Here is a 14,266-nt window from a genome sequence, read left to right as displayed (position 1 = left end):
AGGACCATCCGGTGCAGCCGCGGGTCACCTGCGGGTTCAAGCTGATGCCGGTCGGGTTCTTCGACGGCAATCCGGTGATCGACCTGCCGCGGGAAACCAATCGGGCGAGCAGGGGCAACCAGTCGGCGCCGACCTGCTGCGGGGCCTGACGGGCTGCCTTTCCCCGGGTACCTTCGGCGCGTCCGTCCCCTAGGATGTCGCCCTGCGGCGCCGACGTGAGCAGGAGAGCGCGATGGACTTGTCGTCCGCGGCACGCCTCACCATCCGGGACGCGACATGCCGGGGCGTGCGGGTGCCCCTGACCTTCGCGCTCGGGACCAGCGCGGCCATCGTGCGGCAGGTGCCGCTCCTGCTCGTCGACCTCACGACCGAGGAAGGGGTCGTCGGCCGCGCCTATCTTTTCGCCTACACCGACGCCGGCGCGCGGTCGATCGCCGACCTGATCGGCGAGGCGGTGGCAGGCGTGCGGGGCCAGCCCTGCGCACCGGCGGTGCTGGCGCCGCTCCTCGGCCGGCGGTGGCGGCTCCTCGGCGTCGCCGGCCCGGTGCGGATGGCGCTTTCCATCCTCGACATCGCCATGTGGGATGCCGTCGCGGTGGCGGCGGGACGGCCGCTCGCCACGCTGCTCGGCGCCGGCCGCGGCGCGATTCCGGCCTATGACAGCCGCGGGCTCGGCCTGATGGAGGCGGCACGGCTGGCGGACGAGGCCGAGCGGCTGTGCGCCTCCGGCCTCGGCGCGGTCAAGCTCCGGCTGGGATATCCGACGCTGGCCGAGGACCTGGCGGCGCTGGCGGCGGTGCGCAGCCGCCTGCCTCCGGGGATGCCGGTGATGGTCGACTACAACCAGGCGCTGACCGTGGCGGAGGCGCTGGAGCGCGGCCGCGCCCTCGACCAGGCCGGCGTGGCATGGCTCGAGGAGCCGATCCGGCACGACGACTATCGCGGCGCGGCGCGGCTGGCCGCGGCACTCGCCGTTCCGGTGCAGATTGGCGAGAATTTCAACGGTCCGGCGGCCCTGTCCGACGCCTTGGCGGCGGGTGCCTGCGACCACGTCATGCCGGACGTCGCGCGCATCGGCGGTGTCACCGGCTGGATGCAGGCGGCGGGCATCGCCGCCGCGGCCGGGATCGAGATGTCCTCGCACCTGATGCCGGAACTGAGCGTGCATCTCCTGGCCGCTTCGCCGACGGCGCACTGGCTGGAATATGTCGACTGGGCGGACGCCGTCCTGGAACAGCCGCTCGAAATCCGGGACGGGGCGGCTCGGGTGCCCGACCGCCCGGGCCTCGGCATCGCCTGGAGCGCCGAGAAGCTCCGGCGGCTCGCGACGATCTAGGCCCGGGCGATCCGGGTCACCAGCACCGCGAGGCCGGCGAGCCACAGCGCGGTCAGCACCGGCACGCCGCCGATGCGCAGGAGCGGCTGCCACATGCCCTCGCCGAACAGGATCCACAGCGCGAGCCCGACGACGGCCGCGGCCGCGAGATAGGGCAGGACGCGCGCCGAGGTCTCGCCGTCGGCGACATGCGCTTCGAAGAAGGCGAGGGCGACGGCGACGCCACTGATCGTGCCGTAGGTGAGCGCGACGACGGCGGCCATGTTGCCGGGATTTGCGGCGTGGACGAGGCCGAGGGGTGGGCCGGCGAAGGTGTAGAAGGCGCCGAACAGGAGGGCGCCGACGAGGGCGGCCCCGACGATCAGAAGCAAGCCGTGGATCGTCTTCGCCATGGGCGCCCCCGATCGACCGTTCCGTGCTGCTCGCAATCATTGTTAGCACGATACGATTTGCGGCGTAATGGTCATTGGAGCCGGCGCAGCGCGAACGGAGGCGAGGATGGTTGGCCAGGTCTGGCGGATGGTGTTCGTCCTGTTTTCCCTCTCCCTCTGGGCCGCCGGCGGAGCCGTCGCCCAGGACTGCGACCTGCGCTGCAACCGCGGCTGCTACGGCCAGTCCCAGTCCGACCAGTGGAAGTGCGAGGACGACCGTCGCGCGTGCGTCGCCGCCTGCCGGTCCGAGCAGCAGCGCCCGGGCGGGTCGGCGGCGCCGGCCGGACGCGCCTTCGGCGCCATCGCCTATTCCCGGACGACGGGGGACTACGGCTATGCCCACGGCCAGCCGTCCAGGGCGCGTGCCGAGCAGGTGGCGCTCGGCTTCTGCACCGGCCAGCGCAACCGGGCGGCGGACTGCGCGGTCCTGGTCTGGTTCTGGAACGCCTGCGCGGCGCTGGCGACGGCCGGCAACGGCGCCTTCGGCAGCGATCACGCCGCCGATCGCGGGGCGGCGCAGCAATCGGCGCTGCGCATTTGTTCGAGCTATGGCGGCGCCAACTGCCGGGTCGTGCAGACCGTGTGCAGCCGCTAGCCGGCCGGCGTCGGCCGGCTGTGGAAGAGCCCGACGATGCGGCGCTGCAGGCCGGGCACCGACCACAGGATGGCGAACAGCGTCAGCAGTGCCAGACCGGCGCTGATCGGCCGGGTGAAGAAGGGCGTCGGATCGCCGCCGGTCAGCGACAGGCCGCGCAGCAGGTTCTTGTCGAGGAGTTCGCCCAGCACCAGCCCCAGGATCAGCGGCGCCATCGGGAAGTTCAGCAGGCGCATGGCGAAGCCGATCATGCCGAAGGCCAGCATGACGTAGATGTCGAAGACGCGCGACGTGATGGCGAAGGCGCCGACCGTGCAGAGCACGAAGACGATCGGCATCAGGCGCTCGCGCGGGACGAGCAGGATCCAGAGCAGCGGCCGCACCAGGGTCAGGCCGAAGAAGAGCTTCATCATGTCGGCCAGCACCAGCATGGCGACGATCTGGTAGACGAACTCGGGCTGGGTCACCATCAGCATGGGGCCCGGATTGACGTTGTGGATCAGCATCGCGGCCAGGAGCACGGCGGCCGGCGCCGAGCCCGGCACGGCCAGGGTCAGCACCGGGATGATCGCGCCCGGGACGCAGGCGCTCTCCCCGGTTTCGGCGGACATCAGGCCCTCGATCGATCCCTTGCCGTACTTCTGCTTCTCCTTGCTGGCCCGCCGCGCGGCGGCATAGGAAGTCCAGGCGGCGGTGTCCTCGCCGAGGCCGGGCAGCACCCCGATGAAGGTGCCGATCGCCCCCGATCGCAGGATCGTCCGCCAGTGGCGCAGCACGTCGCGGACCCGCGGGATCACCGAGTCGATCTTGTTCGAGACCGCCTTGAATGCCGGGCCGCTCATCACGTGGAGCACCTCGGCGACCCCGAAGGCGCCGACCAGCGCCGGCAGCAGCCCGATCCCGCCGGCGAGGTCGATGGTGCCGAAGGCGAAGCGCGGATAGGCGTGGACGGTCTCCTGGCCGATCGTCGCCACGAACAGGCCGAGGAAGCCGGCGATGTAGCCCTTGAGCGCGTCGCCGCCCGACAGCGACCCGGCGATGACGATGCCGAAGACCGCCACCCAGAAGAACTCGTAGGAGCCGAACGAGAGCGAGATCTCGCCGAGTGTCGGGGTGAAGATGGCGACGCAGGCGGTGCCGAAGAGGGTGCCGAGCCACGAGCCCGAGGTCGAGATGCCCATGGCGCGGCCCGCCATGCCCTGGCGCGCCAGCGGAAAGCCGTCGAGCGTCGAGCAGGCGCTGGCCGGCGTGCCGGGGATGTTGAGCAGGATGGCGCTGCGGCTGCCGCCGTAGATCGCGCCGACATAGACGCAGATCAGGATCAGGATCGCCGAGTTCGGCGCCATGGTGTAGGTCAGCGTCGTCATCAGCGCGACGCCCATGGTCGCGGTCAGGCCGGGCAGGGCGCCGACGATGATCCCGAGCAGCGTCGCCCAGAAGACGTTGAAGAGGGTGCCGGGGGTGGCGAATCCGGCGAAGGCCTGTCCCAGCAGGGCGAGATTGTCGAGCATGGCGGGCGCCTTCAGGGCAGGCGGACGAGGAACAGCTTCTCGAACACCAGCATGACTGCGGCGCCGGTGGCGAGCCCGAGGACGGCGGCGGTCGCGACGCGGCGCAGCCGGCGTGCCGGCGGCTCGTCCTGCCACTCGAAGAGCAGGATGAAGGCGGTGACGAAGATCGCGGTGGCGAGCCAGAACGGCAGCAGGCCGATCAGGCCGACGGAGTAGCCGAGGCAGACGACGACCGCGGCTGCCAGACGGGAGATGCTCGAGTGCGGGAAGGCACCGGTCGCCGGGCCGGCGCCACCGCCCGGGCGCAGCGCGCCGCGGGCGATCGACCGGCCGGCGAGGACGATCCCCAGGATCGCGAGCACGGTGCCGTAGAAACCCGGCACGATTCCGGGCGCCGTGAAGGGGTCGCCGCCGCGGTCGGTGAAGGTCGGCATGTCCCAGGCCATGCGCAGCACCGCCAGCCCGAAGGCGAGCACCAGCGCGCCGGTCGCGAGATCGGTGCGCGGCGCCGGCTCGGGCCGGACATGGTCCATCGGCGGCGGATCGGCGGCGTCGGTCATCGCAGCAGGAGCTTTCCGGAAATGGAAGCGGGGCCGCCCGCGTGGGCGGCCCCGGCGACGCCGCGGCTACTTCAGCCGCTCGATCCCGAGCGTGTCGGGCGAGATCTTGGCCTTGCCGCCGTCGAAGTAGAGCCAGGCCGTCTGGCGGACCATCTTGAAGGCCTCGTCATGGGCCTTCTGGCCGTAGATCGGGGTGAAGAGCGCGCTGCGCTGGGCGGCATAGCGCTTCAGCACGTCGGAATTGGCGATCTTCCGCTCCCAGGCCGCCTGCATGGTCCGGATGACCGGCTCCGGCGTGCCCTTGGGCGCCCAGATGCCGAAATAGTTCACCGGCGCCACGAGGTTGGGGATCCACTTGGTGATCGGCGGAATCTCGCCGTAGCCCTCCAGGTTGACCGGCTGCTCGCTGTAGACGACGAGCGGCTTGAGGCGCTTGCCGCGGATCATCTCGGTCATCTCGACCAGGAGCTGGGAGACGACCGGCACCTCGCCGGAGACCGCGGCGATCACCGCCGGGTTGCCGCCGTCGTAGGTGACGTGGCGGTAGGTGATGCCGGCGGCGGCCTTGATCGACTCCATCATGTTGTGCCCGGCCGAGGAGAGGCCGGCGCTGGAGACCGCGACCGGCGTGCCGCCCGACTTCAGCGCCTTCAGCAGGTCGCCGAAATCCTTGTAGGGCGCACCCGGATTGGCCGAGATGGCCGAGACGTTGGCGACCGCGAGAAACAGGTTCCAGTCCTGCAGGCCGGTGTCGAGCATGCCGAGCACGCGGTAGGTGCCGACGTCGGCCGCGGCGCCTGCTGCCCAGGTGTAGCCGTCCTTGGCCGCCTCCAGCGCGTTCTTGGTGCCGATCGAGCCCGAGGCGCCGGGCTGGTTCACCACCACGAACTTCTGCTTCAGCTCCGCCTCCAGTTCGGAGGCGACGATGCGGGCCATCTGGTCGGTCGAGCCGCCGGCCGCCCACGGCACGATGATCGTCACCGGCCGCTCGGGCTTCCAGGGGTAGTCCTGCGCCTGGGCCGCGGACATGGAAAGGGCCGCCGCGATCGCCGCGCCGGCCCATCGGAAAATGCTGGACATGGATGGCCTCCCCGAAGGCATCGTTGCGGCCGTGATCGTTCCCGCCCTTTGCCTCGCCCGTCAAGCCGCATCGCCCCTTCCGTGACAACCCATCCGCGCATTCTCCAGGTCGGCTACGGCGCCTTCGGCGCCACCCATCTCGATGCCTGGGCGGGGCTGGTGCCGGCGACCGCCCTCACCGTCGCCGACCCGCGTCCGGACGCCCGGGCGGCGGCGGCCGCGCGGGTGCCCGGCATCGCCGTGGTCGCGGACTGGCGCGACGGGCTGGCGGCGGTCGATGCCGTCGACGTGCTGACGCCGACCGACACCCACCATGCGATCGCGGCCGCCGCGATCGCGGCCGGGCGCCACCTCTTCCTCGAAAAGCCGATGACGGTCGACGCCGCAGAGGCACGGGACCTCGAGGCGCGGGCGGCCCGGACCGGGGTCACCGTCCAGGGCGGGCTCTATTTCCGCTTCCATCCCAAGGCGCGGGCGCTGCACGCGCTGGTGCGCGCGGGCGGCGTCGGGCGGCTGCGTTTCCTGCAGGGGAAGTTTGCCGGCTTCAAGCGGGCGCGCGGCGATTCGGGGGCGCTGCTCAACGACGCCGTGCACTTCATCGACCTCTTCGGCTGGCTCGCCGGCGAGCGGCCGGCGACGGTCCATTGCGTGACCCGCGACCATTTCGGCCGCGGCTCGGAGGATCTGGCCCTGGCGACGCTGGTCTATCCCTCGGGCGTCGTCGCCCATGTCGAGACCGGGTACATCCAGCCGGGGCGCTGGCCGGACACGGTGGTGCCGGGCGCGGTGACGTCGAAGGAGGTCCAGGTGAGCGGATCGGAGGGGGCGGTCGAGATCGATTTCGCGGCCGAGACCATGGTGCGGCACCGCGTCCGCCACGAATTCGCCGACGGCCTGTGGCGCCCGGTCTTCGCCGGCAGCGCGCCGGTCGCGGCCGAGGCGGCCGACCCGGTCGCGGTCGTCCGGGCCGAGCTCGCGCATTTCCTCGACTGCATCGCCCGGCGTCGGCCGCCCGATGCCGGGCTCGCCGAGTGCGGGGTCGGGCTGGCACTGGTTCTCGATGCCGCCCGCCGCTCGGCCGCCACCGGAACCGTCGCGAGGGTCGAAGCATGAGCCGGATGAAGCTGTCGCTGTGCAACGAGGTGGTGGCGGAGTTGCCGTTCGCGCGGCAATGCGCGCTGGCGGCCGAACTCGGCTATGACGGGCTGGAGGTGGCGCCCTTCACCTTCGGCGACGAGCCGCACCTGCTGTCGGCCGAGGTTCGGGCCGGCATCCGCCGCGCCGCCGCCGATGCCGGCGTGCGCATTTCCGGCCTGCACTGGCTGCTGGTCAAGCCTTCGGGCCTGTCGCTGACGAGCCCCGACCCGGCCTTGCGCGCGCGTACCCTGGAGGTGCTGAAGCGGCTGGTCGGCCTCTGCGCCGAGCTCGAGGGCGAGGTGCTGGTCCACGGCTCGCCGGCGCAGCGGCGGCTGCCGGAGGGCGTCGGCGCGGCGGACGCCCGCGGCTGGGCGATCGAGGCCCTGGCGGCGGTCGGCGAGGCGGCGGCCAGGGCGGGCGTCGTCCATTGCCTGGAGCCGCTCGCCCCGCGCGAGACCAACTTCGTCACCAGCGTCGCCGAGGCGGCCGAGATCGTCCAGGCGATCGGCAATCCCGCGCTGCGCACCATGATCGACTGTAGCGCCGCCGGCCTCGCCGAGGCCGAGCCGGTCGCCGACCTGATCGACCGCTGGCTGCCGACCGGGCTCGTCGCCCATATCCAGGTCAACGACGCCAACCGGCGGGGGCCGGGCCAGGGCGAGCAGCGCTTCGCGCCGATCCTGGCGGCGCTGGCGCGCAACCGCTATCGCGGCTGGGTGGCGGTCGAGCCCTTCGACTATGTTCCGGACGGTCCGGGATCGGCCGCCCGGGCGGCGGGATATCTGCGCGGGATCGAGGAGGCGCTGCAATGGCGATGAACGGGGCGGGGGTGAACGCCGAGGCGGTGACCGTCGAGGCGGTCGAGCTCTACGAATGGCCCTATCGGCTGCGCCTGCCGTTCCGCTTCGGCGTCATCACCGTGACGCACGGGCGCCAGGCGGTGGTCCGGGTGCGCATCCGGACGGCCGATGGCCGCACGGCCGACGGCATGGCGGCCGAGGCGCTGGCGGCCAAGTGGTTCGACAAGAACCCGGAGCTCAGCGATGCCCAGAACCTGGAGCAGCTCCGCCGCGCGCTCGAGATCGCGACCGGGCTCTACCGGTCGAGCCGGCCGCGGACGCCGTTCCGCCTCTTCGCCGACCACTATCCCGACCAGATCGCCGAAGGCGCCCGGAGCGGCCTGCCGCCCCTGGTCGCCAGCTACGGGCCGGCGCTGCTCGACCGCGCCATCGCCGACGCGCTGTGCCGGGCCCGCGGCGTCGGCTTCTATCAGGCGGTGCGGACGAACCTCCTCGGCATCGAGGCCCACCCGGTGGCGCCGGACCTCGCCGAGTTCGCCCTGGCGCCCTTCCTGCGCGGCCTGGCGCCGTCCGACCGCATCCATGTCCGCCACACGGTCGGCCTCGTCGACCCGATCGTCGCCGCCGACCAGGGGCCGGGCACAAGGGTCGAGGACGGGCTGCCGGAGACGCTGGAGGAGGTCGTCGCCACCTACGGCCACCGCTACTACAAGCTGAAGGTCGGCGGGAACGTCGCCGCCGATGTCGACCGCCTCGCCCGGATTGCGGGCGTCCTCGATCTCCAGGGGCACGACTATGCCGTGTCGCTCGACGGCAACGAGCAATATGCCGACGAGGATGCGGTGCTCGAACTGTGGCGGGCGATGGCGGCCGCGCCGCGCCTGCGGCGTCTCGTCGATTCGATCCTCTACATCGAGCAGCCGATCAAACGGCAGAACGCGCTGTCGGCGCCGGTGACACGACTGGCGGCGGCACGCCCGGTCATCCTCGACGAGTCCGACGGCGACCTGGAGGCCTTTCCGACCGGCCGCAGCCTCGGCTATCGCGGCGTCTCGTCGAAGAACTGCAAGGGCTTCTACAAGTCGATCCTCAATCTCGCGCGCTGCCGCATGTGGAACCAGGCGGAGGGCGACGGGACCTACTTCATGTCGGCCGAGGACCTGACGACCCAGGCCGGCCTGTCGGTGCAGCAGGACCTGGCGCTGGTGAACCTGCTCGGCCTCGTCCATGTCGAGCGCAACGGCCACCATTTCATCGACGGCTTCGCCGGCCGGCCGGCGGGCGAGGCGCAGACCTTCCTCGCCGCCCATCCCGACCTCTACCACGAGCAGGACGGCCGGGTGCGGATGCGGATCACCGACGGCGAGGCGATGATCGGCTCGCTCGCCTGCACCGGCTTCGCCACCGCCGCCTTTCCCGACGTGACGGCGATGGAGCCGATGAAGAAGGCGGAGTGGGGCTCCTAGTCCCGCCCCGTCACTCCCACGGCGCCTTCGCCCCCTCGGGGATGAAGGCGATCTGGCCGCCCAGGGCCGGACCGGCATCGACCATCATCGCGCTGCCCATGTCGGTGACGGCGATGCGGTGGCTGGCGAAGTGCGTGCGGGTCGCGGCGGGGTCGGCGACGCTCAGCGCATAGGCGGCCATGCACGGGAGGGCCGGGATCGGCGCGCCCAGCATGCGCTGGGCGTGCTCCTGGTCGGCGAGGACGATCGAACCGCGATCGAAGGCGAGCATCCAGGCGCCGTCGTCGCGATGGACCGCGGCCCGGCCGGTGAAGCGGCCGAAGCGCTCCGCCGCCTCGTCCGGATCGGGCGAGGCGATGAGGATCGAGCCGAGGCCGGTGGCGCCGTTGGCATGGTCGAGCCAGCGGCCCTGCCACATGTTCTCGGGCGTCAGGTGAGTGCAGAACTGCACCCGGCCCTCCGGCATCGCCTCGGGCGCCACTCGCAGCACCCGGAAGCGGACATGGCCCGGCGCACCGCTTTCGGTCTCGATCTCGCGCTCCAGGCGGACGACGGGCAGCGGCGCGAATCCGGACGCCTGGAGCCGGGCCGCTGCGGCGTCCGGGTCGGCGAGGCCGAAGGCGATGAGATGCACGCCGACATAGCGCGCCATGCCGGCGCGGAGCGTGCGGGCATTGGGCGTGTCGCCGGTCGTCGTCAGGATCTCGATGTAGCCCCGCCGCAGCATGATCGTGCGGTTGGCCGTGCCGGCGGACACGGGCGGCGCGTCCGGCGCGGCGCGGGTCACCTGGTGCGAGAAGGGCGCCATGGTGAAGCCCAGCGCCGCCAGCCGCGCCGACGCCGCGGGCTCGTCCGGGACCCAGTGGGCGAGGTGGTCGACGACGAACCGGTCGCCCGCCGGAACCTGGCGGGCGGCGACGGCGGCGGCTTCGGCCGGGGTCGTTCGGGGCTGGGTCATGGCGTGGCCTCCGGGTTGGGACGGGCCGCGCGCATGCGGGCGCGGCGGCGGCCGTCGAGGGCGATGGCCGTCGAGGCGACGGCGGCGACGCAGAGGGCGGCGCCCAGCGCCGGCAGGGCGCCGATCGGCATGATGAGCGAATAGAGGGCGACGAGATAGGCCACGAAGGACAGCATCCCGATCGTGCTCGCGAGCAGGGTCGCGGCGGCGGCGGGTCCGCCATGGCGCCGGTGCATGATGAAGGCGATGGCGGTGAAGGCGGTCGGGAAGGCCATCAGGACGCCGGTCGCCTGGGGCCCGATGAGGGCGCTGATGCTGACGACGCTGGCGATGATGCCGCCGGTGATGAGGGCGCGGCCGACCAGTTCGACGCCGGAGATGCCGACCGGGCGCGGCGGCGGCTTCAGGCCCGGCGGCCGCGGCACCAGGATGGCGGCGGCGAAGGCGGCCAGCGTCAGCCCCAGCGCCGACCATAGCTGGAGCGGCAGGAGCTGGACGAGATAGCCGACGCCGCACCACACCAGCAGCGCTCCGCCGACGCTGGCGACGGCGCCGAAGCGCACCGCCAGCCGCGGATAGACGATGAGGAAGACGGCGATCGCCGCACTCATCGCCAGCGTGTAGAGCACGCTGTCGGCGACGAAGCGGTCGTCGGCCTGGAGCGCCAGGAAGAACATGCCCGGGCCCGACGAGATCGGCAGGCTGATGATGACGCCGCCGAGGAGCGGCCCCGACCGCTCCGCCACCACCGAGGCCGTCACCACCACCGCCGCGGTGAGGACCATCTTCACCAGCAGCATGCCGAGCTCGATCAGCATGAGGACCCGTGTCAGCTGCCGACGGTGATCGGGTCCACGAGGCTGCGCAGCGCCGCCAGGATGCTGGGTGCGACGATCCGGCTGGTGCGCGGGTTGGTCGGCGAGGGCCGGTTGCGGCTGATGAGCGTGAGGTCGGCGTCGTCCGCCTCGACGTCGACCTGGTGGACGGTGCCGGGGATGTCCGGGTCGCAGAAGACGGTGATGCGGGTGCGGTCGAAGCCGATGCCGCCGAGGCTGAGGGTGATGGCGACGTTGAAGTGCCTCGGGAAGGAGGCCGCGGCCTCGCCGGCGCTGCCGTCGAAGACCTGGACGGCGGCCGCCGGCGGCGTCGTGAAGTCGAAGCCGCGCTCGAGGATGTAGGGCTCGTGCGCCAGCGAGTTGGGCCGCAGCCGCGTCGTCAGCCGGACGCTGCGGATGGTGCCTTCCTTGACGCTGCGGATGATGTCGAGCCCGGGCAGCGCGCCGCTGGCGACCTTGACCCGGCCGCCATGGGCGCGGGCGAGCGCGACCAGCTCGGGGCAGTTCGGCAGGCCGCCGACGCTGACCGCGACCAGCAGCTTGCCGGCTCCGACCACCGTGCGCGCGATCTCCGGGAAGGAGTCGGCGGTGGCGCACTCGACCACGACGTCGGCATGGGCCGGCAGATCGGCCAGCGGCACGACCGCGATCGCGGGCGAGATCGCCTGGGCATTGGCGGCGGCGCGGCCGAGGTCGCGGGCGCTGACCGCGGTCAGGGTCAGTTCGGGGATGGCGCCCTGGGTCAGGCGGCGGGCGAGGTCCTGGCCGACATTGCCGAATCCGGCGAGGCCGACGCGCATCGTCTGGGACATGGGATGGGGATTTCCGTGGCGGGGCGACGGGTGTCGCCCCGCCGCCGGCGGGATGCCCTCAGAGCGTCAGCCCGCCGTCGACATGGACGACCTGGCCGGTAACGTAGCTCGCATCGGGGGAGAGAAGGAAGCTCACCATTGCGGCGATCTCGTCGGTGCGGCCGATGCGGCCGAGCGGGATGCGTTCGGAGACCTTGGCCCACTGCTCGGGCGTCAGCGAGGAATGGGTGCCGGGCTCCTTCTCGACATAGCCGGGCGCCACGACGTTGACCGTCACGCCCTTCGGCGCGAGCTGGATCGCCAGCGACTTGGCCAGGCCCTCGAGCCCCGCCTTCGCCGAGGCCGAAGCCGGGAAGATGCCGCCACCCAGCCGGAAGACATGGGCGAGGAAGGTGCTGATCGCGACCACGCGGCCCGCCTGCGACTGTTCGAGGTGCGGCAGGGCGGCCGTCGCCAGCCGGAAGAAGGCCTTCTGGATGGCGGCGATCGACTGCTCGAAGGCGTCGAGGTCGAGTTCGCCGAAGCGACGGCGGTCGGCGAACCCGGCATTGGAGACGATGCCGTCGAGCCCGCCGAAGCGATCGACCGCCGTCGCCACCAGCCGCGGCGCGGTCTCGGCCTCGGTCAGGTCGCCCAGCATCTCGACCACGACCGCGCCCTGCTCCCGCGCCGCGGCGGCGACGCCGGCCAGTCCCTGGGCATTGGCCTTGGTCGTCACGACGAGGTTGGTGCCGGGGCCGGCGACGCGGCGGGCGATCGCCTTGCCGATGCCGGTGGCGGCACCGGTCAGGAGGATGGTGCGGGTGCGGGTGGGATCGCTCACTTGTTGGCCTCTGCCGGAAGGGGGGACGCCGCGATCCGGCCGAGCGAGAACACCTGCGGCAGCCAGATCATGATCGCGAGCCCCGCTGCGACCACGGCCACTCGGGGCCAGACCTCATAGCTTTCGAGGAGCACGAGGGCCAGCGCGAACAGCGCCAGCGGCAGCCGCCATGCCGGGTGGATGGGCGCGCGGCAGAAGCCGAACATGGCGGCCGCCAGGATCGTCAGCCCGATCAGGTTGACGGCGACCTGGCCGACGATCTCCCAGAACGGACCGATCATCATCAGGCTCGGCGTGTAGAGATAGCTGTAGCCGATGACGAAGCCTGCGAGCGACAGGCGGAAGGCGACGAGGCCGGTCTGCATCGGCTCGGCCTTGGCGATCGAGGCGGCGGCGTAGGACGCCACCGATACCGGCGGCGTCGCATCCGCCAGGATCGCGAAATAGAAGACGAAGAGATGGGCGCCCAGCACCGGCACCCCGAGCTTGACCAGGATCGGGGCGCCGATGGACGCGCCGATGATGTAGGCCGCGGTGGTGGGGACGCCCATGCCGAGGATCAGCGTCGTCACCATCAGCAGGACACCGGCGATGAAGAGATTGCCCTCGGACAGCGAGGTGATGATCGTCGACAGCGAGATCACGAGCCCGGTCACGGTCAGGCAGGCGACGAACATGCCGGCGCCGGCGCAGGCAAGCGCGACCACGACCATGTTGCGCCCGCCCGACTCCAGGATGTTCCAGACCTGCCGCGGGCCGATCCGGGTGTGCCGCCGCATCCAGGTGCAGGCGAACACCGACAGGATCGACCAGAAGGCCGAGTAGTGGGGCGAGAAGTTGAACGCCATCAGCACGAGCAGGACGAGGACCGGGAGCAGCAGGTGGAGGTCGTCGAGGACCGCCCGCCACGGCGGCACGTCCGCCGCGGCGACGCCTTCGAGCCCGAGCCGCTTGGCCTCGAAATGGACGCTGACCAGGATCATGAAGAAGTAGCAGACGGCGCCGATGGTGGCGGCGATGATGATCTGCGAGTAGGGGATGTTGGTGATCTCGGCCATCACGAAGGCGCCGGCGCCCATGACGGGCGGCATGATCTGGCCGCCGACGCTGGCCGATGCCTCGACGCCGCCGGCGAACTGCCGCCGGTAGCCGAGGCGGATCATCGCCGGGATGGTGAAGGAACCGGTCGTGAAGACGTTGGCGGTCGAGGAACCGCTGATCGTTCCGAAGAGGGCCGAACTGACGACCGCGACCTTGCCGGGACCGCCGGACTGGCGCCCGGCGATGCGGGTGCCGGCATTGTGGAACAGCCGTCCGATGCCGCTCCCTTCGATGAAGGCGCCGAAGATGATGAAGATGGCGACCATCGTCGACGAGATGCCGGTGATCGACCCGAAGATGCCCATGCCGTTCAGCAGGTACATCGTCTCGATGATCTCCGACGTGCCGAGGTCGCGATAGTTCAGGATCCCCGGCATGTACTCGGTGACGAAGAGATAGGCGATCCCGATCGCGACGAGGCCGGCCAGGACCGGGGTGACGGCGCGGCGCAGCGCCTCGACGATGAGGATCGTCATCGCCGAACCCCAGATCCACTCGCCGAGGAGCAGCGGGTCGACGTTCTCGAAGCGCAGGTTGATGCGCGGCGACTCGACGTAGGAATAGACGCAGGTGGCGACGGCGAGCGCGGCCAGCACCCAGTCGGGGAGGCTCGGCCGTCCCTCCGGCGAGCGGCCGGGGCGGGCCGGATAGAGGATGAAGGCGAGGGGCAGGAGGAAGCCCAGATGGATCGAACGCTGCTCGCGCGGCTCGAAGAAGCCGAAGCCGGACGTGTAGATGTGCAAGAGCGTCGCCGTCGCGGCCCAGATGCCGATGGCGATGGCGGTCGGTCCCGTCAGACGGCGCATCGCAGTCCTCCTGT

14 protein-coding genes are annotated in these 14,266 nt (G+C 71.6%); 5 read left to right on the top strand and 9 right to left on the bottom strand.

The genetic code is table 11. From position 1 onward, the window contains the following. Window positions 1-232 precede the first annotated feature (232 nt). Window positions 233-1,336, top strand: a complete 1,104-nt coding sequence (locus ACE3Q3_RS19050) for an enolase C-terminal domain-like protein (protein ID WP_374448777.1) — start codon at window positions 233-235, stop codon at window positions 1,334-1,336. Here ACE3Q3_RS19050 and ACE3Q3_RS19045 read toward each other — a convergent pair. Beyond that, window positions 1,333-1,728 (bottom strand): hypothetical protein, encoded by a 396-nt coding sequence (locus ACE3Q3_RS19045; RefSeq protein ID WP_374448776.1) that lies wholly within the window; start codon window positions 1,726-1,728, stop codon window positions 1,333-1,335. The genes ACE3Q3_RS19050 and ACE3Q3_RS19045 overlap by 4 nt on opposite strands. 106 nt (window positions 1,729-1,834) lie before the next feature. Here ACE3Q3_RS19045 and ACE3Q3_RS19040 point away from each other — a divergent pair, with 106 nt between their 5' ends. After that, entirely contained in the window at window positions 1,835-2,362 is a 528-nt protein-coding gene (locus tag ACE3Q3_RS19040; protein ID WP_374448774.1) for a DUF4189 domain-containing protein, read from the top strand. On the opposite strand, the gene ACE3Q3_RS19035 is transcribed toward ACE3Q3_RS19040, so the two are convergent. The 3 genes from ACE3Q3_RS19035 to ACE3Q3_RS19025 form a co-directional block, all read right to left on the bottom strand. Further along, window positions 2,359-3,873 (bottom strand): tripartite tricarboxylate transporter permease, encoded by a 1,515-nt coding sequence (locus tag ACE3Q3_RS19035; protein ID WP_374448773.1) that lies wholly within the window; start codon window positions 3,871-3,873, stop codon window positions 2,359-2,361. The two genes, ACE3Q3_RS19040 and ACE3Q3_RS19035, sit on opposite strands and share 4 nt — an antisense overlap. 11 nt (window positions 3,874-3,884) lie before the next feature. Next, window positions 3,885-4,433 (bottom strand): tripartite tricarboxylate transporter TctB family protein, encoded by a 549-nt coding sequence (locus ACE3Q3_RS19030; RefSeq protein WP_374448771.1) that lies wholly within the window; start codon window positions 4,431-4,433, stop codon window positions 3,885-3,887. 66 nt (window positions 4,434-4,499) lie between these two features. After that, window positions 4,500-5,513, bottom strand: coding sequence for a Bug family tripartite tricarboxylate transporter substrate binding protein (locus ACE3Q3_RS19025; protein ID WP_374448769.1), 1,014 nt, complete (start codon window positions 5,511-5,513; stop codon window positions 4,500-4,502). An 81-nt stretch (window positions 5,514-5,594) separates the two neighbouring features. On the opposite strand from ACE3Q3_RS19025, the gene ACE3Q3_RS19020 reads away from it, so the two are divergent. The 3 genes from ACE3Q3_RS19020 to ACE3Q3_RS19010 are packed head-to-tail and all read left to right on the top strand — an operon-like array spanning window position 5,595 to window position 8,916. After that, entirely contained in the window at window positions 5,595-6,626 is a 1,032-nt protein-coding gene (locus ACE3Q3_RS19020; protein WP_374448767.1) for a Gfo/Idh/MocA family protein, read from the top strand. Further along, window positions 6,623-7,468, top strand: coding sequence for a sugar phosphate isomerase/epimerase family protein (locus ACE3Q3_RS19015; protein ID WP_374448766.1), 846 nt, complete (start codon window positions 6,623-6,625; stop codon window positions 7,466-7,468). Before ACE3Q3_RS19020 ends, ACE3Q3_RS19015 begins: the two co-directional genes overlap by 4 nt. Beyond that, window positions 7,459-8,916 (top strand): enolase C-terminal domain-like protein, encoded by a 1,458-nt coding sequence (locus ACE3Q3_RS19010; RefSeq protein ID WP_374448765.1) that lies wholly within the window; start codon window positions 7,459-7,461, stop codon window positions 8,914-8,916. The genes ACE3Q3_RS19015 and ACE3Q3_RS19010 overlap by 10 nt, the downstream gene beginning before the upstream one ends. A gap of 10 nt (window positions 8,917-8,926) precedes the next feature. Here the strand turns inward: ACE3Q3_RS19010 and ACE3Q3_RS19005 are convergent, their stop codons facing one another. From ACE3Q3_RS19005 to ACE3Q3_RS18985, 5 genes are read right to left on the bottom strand one after another with little or no spacing between them, the layout of a single operon-like run. Further along, complete coding sequence (locus ACE3Q3_RS19005; protein ID WP_374448764.1) at window positions 8,927-9,874, bottom strand: VOC family protein; 948 nt, start codon at window positions 9,872-9,874, stop codon at window positions 8,927-8,929. After that, the gene (locus ACE3Q3_RS19000; protein ID WP_374448763.1) at window positions 9,871-10,692 is read right to left on the bottom strand and encodes a hypothetical protein; all 822 of its coding nucleotides are present in this window, start codon (window positions 10,690-10,692) and stop codon (window positions 9,871-9,873) included. Before ACE3Q3_RS19000 ends, ACE3Q3_RS19005 begins: the two co-directional genes overlap by 4 nt. A gap of 11 nt (window positions 10,693-10,703) precedes the next feature. Next, complete coding sequence (locus tag ACE3Q3_RS18995; protein WP_374448762.1) at window positions 10,704-11,522, bottom strand: aspartate dehydrogenase domain-containing protein; 819 nt, start codon at window positions 11,520-11,522, stop codon at window positions 10,704-10,706. A 58-nt stretch (window positions 11,523-11,580) separates the two neighbouring features. Further along, the gene (locus tag ACE3Q3_RS18990; protein ID WP_374448760.1) at window positions 11,581-12,345 is read right to left on the bottom strand and encodes an SDR family NAD(P)-dependent oxidoreductase; all 765 of its coding nucleotides are present in this window, start codon (window positions 12,343-12,345) and stop codon (window positions 11,581-11,583) included. Beyond that, complete coding sequence (locus tag ACE3Q3_RS18985; protein ID WP_374448759.1) at window positions 12,342-14,252, bottom strand: TRAP transporter permease; 1,911 nt, start codon at window positions 14,250-14,252, stop codon at window positions 12,342-12,344. The genes ACE3Q3_RS18990 and ACE3Q3_RS18985 overlap by 4 nt, the downstream gene beginning before the upstream one ends. Window positions 14,253-14,266 lie beyond the last annotated feature (14 nt).

This window comes from Allostella sp., from assembly GCF_041913585.1.
Classification (GTDB): Bacteria; Pseudomonadota; Alphaproteobacteria; order ATCC43930; family Allostellaceae; genus Allostella.
Note: the sequence above shows the minus strand (reverse complement) of the source record. Positions and strands in the feature narration are given on the sequence as shown.

Bases quoted from the DNA above. Each gene is read 5' to 3' on its own strand.
- ACE3Q3_RS19050 (WP_374448777.1), top strand. From the start codon at position 233: ATGGACTTGTCGTCCGCGGCACGCCTCACCATCCGGGACGCGACATGC.
- ACE3Q3_RS19045 (WP_374448776.1), bottom strand. From the start codon at position 1,728: ATGGCGAAGACGATCCACGGCTTGCTTCTGATCGTCGGGGCCGCCCTC.
- ACE3Q3_RS19040 (WP_374448774.1), top strand. From the start codon at position 1,835: ATGGTTGGCCAGGTCTGGCGGATGGTGTTCGTCCTGTTTTCCCTCTCC.
- ACE3Q3_RS19035 (WP_374448773.1), bottom strand. From the start codon at position 3,873: ATGCTCGACAATCTCGCCCTGCTGGGACAGGCCTTCGCCGGATTCGCC.
- ACE3Q3_RS19030 (WP_374448771.1), bottom strand. From the start codon at position 4,433: ATGACCGACGCCGCCGATCCGCCGCCGATGGACCATGTCCGGCCCGAG.
- ACE3Q3_RS19025 (WP_374448769.1), bottom strand. From the start codon at position 5,513: ATGTCCAGCATTTTCCGATGGGCCGGCGCGGCGATCGCGGCGGCCCTT.
- ACE3Q3_RS19015 (WP_374448766.1), top strand. From the start codon at position 6,623: ATGAGCCGGATGAAGCTGTCGCTGTGCAACGAGGTGGTGGCGGAGTTG.
- ACE3Q3_RS19010 (WP_374448765.1), top strand. From the start codon at position 7,459: ATGGCGATGAACGGGGCGGGGGTGAACGCCGAGGCGGTGACCGTCGAG.
- ACE3Q3_RS19005 (WP_374448764.1), bottom strand. From the start codon at position 9,874: ATGACCCAGCCCCGAACGACCCCGGCCGAAGCCGCCGCCGTCGCCGCC.
- ACE3Q3_RS19000 (WP_374448763.1), bottom strand. From the start codon at position 10,692: ATGCTGATCGAGCTCGGCATGCTGCTGGTGAAGATGGTCCTCACCGCG.
- ACE3Q3_RS18995 (WP_374448762.1), bottom strand. From the start codon at position 11,522: ATGTCCCAGACGATGCGCGTCGGCCTCGCCGGATTCGGCAATGTCGGC.
- ACE3Q3_RS18985 (WP_374448759.1), bottom strand. From the start codon at position 14,252: ATGCGCCGTCTGACGGGACCGACCGCCATCGCCATCGGCATCTGGGCC.